General features: G+C 68.8%; 3 protein-coding genes. 2 read left to right on the forward strand and 1 reads right to left on the reverse strand.

The genetic code is table 11. The features are described 5' to 3' along the window. Window positions 1–403 precede the first annotated feature (403 nt). The gene (locus tag VMI11_07215) at window positions 404–793 is read right to left on the reverse strand and encodes a YciI family protein (GenBank protein ID HTY72202.1); all 390 of its coding nucleotides are present in this window, start codon (window positions 791–793) and stop codon (window positions 404–406) included. 230 nt (window positions 794–1,023) lie between these two features. Here VMI11_07215 and VMI11_07220 point away from each other — a divergent pair, with 230 nt between their 5' ends. Further along, window positions 1,024–1,608: a dihydrofolate reductase family protein gene (locus VMI11_07220; GenBank protein HTY72203.1), complete on the forward strand. Its 585-nt coding sequence runs from the start codon at window positions 1,024–1,026 to the stop codon at window positions 1,606–1,608. A gap of 331 nt (window positions 1,609–1,939) precedes the next feature. Continuing rightward, on the forward strand, window positions 1,940–3,203 hold a 1,264-nt coding region (locus tag VMI11_07225; protein ID HTY72204.1), incomplete at its 3' end, for a DUF222 domain-containing protein.

A 3,203-nucleotide genomic window follows, 5' to 3' on the forward strand; every position in this document is an offset into this window, starting at 1 on the left:
ACGCGCCAGGGCCGCGAAGGTCGTTGCGAGCGCGGCGGCCGCCGCGTCACCATGCTCGGCGGTGAACCTGGTGTAGCCACGCACGTCCCCGATCAGGAACGTCCGCAGGTTTCCCTCGGGTGGCACGCCGCCACTCATGACCCGAATCTTCCACCCCGATCAGCTGTGGCGGCATAAGAAGTAGACGAATCGATCCCCCATGAGTCCCGTGGGAGATCTCACGCGCGGTCGCGATCACTTCGTCCTGCGTCGTGGGTGCTTCGGACACGATCGGGGTGAAGTCCTTGATCAGCAGCAGCCCGTGCCAGGTGCGGAAGTGGATGAGCAGCAGGCCGCCGGCCTTCCCGGCCCCAGGCGGACAGCAGTCCGGCCCAAGGTCAGGCTGACTGTTCCGCGGTTTCAGTCAGCCCGCCCCGACCTCAGAGTTGGCATCATCGCTAGCTCCGACGCGATTCGGAAAGCGATGGACCTCCTGCGGCCAGCCGACCGCTACCGCGATGCGGCCGGCCCAATATCGCGCCGCGCGGTCGTCGGACACGTCGACGATCGCGAAGCCACCGAGATGTTCCTTTGACTCGACGTACGGCCCGTCGCTGAAGATCGGCGATCCGCCGCTGGGCTCGACGCTGCATACGACGGTCGATGCGTCCAGCCCACCATCGCTGAAGACGAAGACACCGGCAACCTTCATCTCCTCGATCAAGGCCCGAGCAGTCCTCCCCCTCTCGCGCAGCTCCTCCAGCGTGAGGTCGGGCGTCCACTCGTCGTTGAAGGCGATGAGATACAGCGCCATCGGATCATCTCCTCTGCTTGTGGCAGCCATCTACGGCCACCCTCACACCCATTCCACGAACGGAGTCGCGTCGATCCGACACCCCAGTCCGGCTCCATCTCAAGCCAATCCGGATCAACGTAGATGCCGGGACGTGTGGGTAGATCGCCGGGAGGACCTCGACGAGATGTGAACCGCGCGACGAGCTTCGAGACGTTAGCGTGGACGAACCCCGAGCCGAGGAGGGCCTCTTGGACAAGGCAGTGATGTATGCCTCGGTGTCAGTAGACGGGTTCATTGCGGACGAGAACGACCAGCCGGGACCGCTCTTCGACTGGTTGCTCAGCGGTGAGGTGCCGTTGGACGACAGCGGCGTCTTGAAGGTGTCTCAGCAGTCCTACGACTACATCCGCCCCTATTGGGACGGCATCGGGGCGACGATCGTCGGCCGCCGTGTCTTCGACATGACGAACGGCTGGGACGGGACACCTCCGGGTGGGGTCGACCATGTCGTCGTCGCGACCCACCGGGGCAGGCCCGAGGGCTGGCATCCCGAGGCACCGTTTCACTTCGTCGACGGCATCGAGGCAGCCATGGCGAAGGCGCGGACGCTCGCGGGTGACCGTATCGTCGAGGTCGCCGCTGGCGACGTCGGTGGACAGGTGCTTGCCGCGGGCCTGGTCGACGAGGTGCGCATGGACGTCGTACCTGTCGTGTTCGGGTCCGGCAAACGCTACTTCGGGTCGGTCCATGCCCAGCACCTGCTCGAGGATCCTGACGAGGCGATTCAGGGCAGTCGAGTGCTCCACCTGCGCTATCGGGTGCTAAGGACTTGACCTCCATCCAGTTCGCACGCGCAGTGGGTCGACAGCGACCCGTTTGTGATCTTGCTGGGTAGCGGGAGTCGCCGCCGTTTCGCGGGTCCCTACCCGATGCCGAAGACCCCAAGACCGAGGCGGTCGGGTTGATGGGCTGCCGTCGAGATCGCTCTGGAGGACAATGCGATCCTCGCTGGCCCGTGGGGGAAAGTCGTCGTGCTTCCTGCAGCGGAGCCATAGGTCGAGCGCCATCGCGCGGGTTGTCCACCGGGGAACGTCGGCCGCGAGGTGTTGTCGGTGGGGCGTGTCACGATGGAGTACACCTGTTCGAAGAAGCCGATCCCCGGGGGTGATCGTGACCGTCCTGGCGCTGGCACCACGTGGCGTGCTCGCCGCCCTGGAGGAGGTCGCGGCCGCGATCGAGAACCTCTGCGCTTGCGACGTGGACGCCATGTCGGGCGCGGAGTCGGTCGAGGTGCTGGCGCGGATCGGTCCGCTGGTCACCCGGCTGCAGTCGGTTCAGGTGGCCGCGATGTCCGGCGTGGACGACTCGGGGGTGTGGGGGCTGGATGGCTCGCGGTCGGCCCGGGCCTTCGTGCAGCGCACGACGGGCGCGTCGGCGGCCCAGACCGGGTCGCATCTGAAGCTCGCGGCGCGGCTGTCGTCGGTGTTGCCGTTGACCTCGCGGGCGCTTCGCGAGGGCCGCGTCTCCCTCGAGCACGCGCTGGTGCTCTCGCGGGGCGCCTGCGGCAGCGACGCGCGCGTCGAGGCGCTGGCGGACCCGCAGCGCGGTGAGGCGCTGCTGCTCGCGCACGCCGACCTGGCGGTCGATGAGTTCAAGGTGTTCGTGGCGCGGTGGGCCTACCGGGTCGATCCGGACGCTGAGGACGAGAAGCGCCGGGCCGCGGCGGAGGACTTCCACGTCGACCTGGCGGCGACGATGGACGGCGTCCACGTCCGCGGCTTCCTCACCCCCGAGGTGGGCGAGAGCCTGGCGACCGCGCTGGCCGCGGTGGTCGGCGTGCCCGCCTCGAGCGACGGCCGCTCACCGAGCCGGCGCCGTCACGATGCCCTCGCGAGCGTGTGCCAGCTCGCGATGGACGGCCCGGGGCTGGGTACCGCAGGAGGAGTACGTCCCCAGCTGGTCGTGCACGTCGACCTGGCCACGCTGACCAGCGACGCGGGCGTGGCCGGCACCGAGCCGGCGATCCTGCAGGAGTCGGGCTCGCCGATCCCGCGCCGGGTCCTGGACCGGCTGGCGTGCGACTGCGAACTCACCCGGATCGTGTTCGGCCCCGGCTCCCAGGTCCTCGACGTCGGGCGCAGCGCGCGGACGTTCACCGGGCCTCGCCGCCGCGCCCTGGACGGCAGAGACCGTGGCTGTCGCGCACCCGGCTGCCACGCCCCACCGAGGTTGTGCGAGGGCCACCACATCCTCCCCTGGTCGCACGGCGGGACGACCGCTCCGGAGAACGGGCTCCTGCTCTGCTGGGCCCACCACGACTGGCTCCACGAACGCGACATCGGGATCACCACGATCGATGGCGGTGGCCTGCGCTTCGACGGCCGCGACGGCCGGCACTACGGGACGACCTACCCGCCTCAGCTCACCC

Source organism: Actinomycetes bacterium, assembly GCA_035506535.1.
Classification (GTDB): Bacteria; Actinomycetota; Actinomycetes; order DATJPE01; family DATJPE01; genus DATJPE01.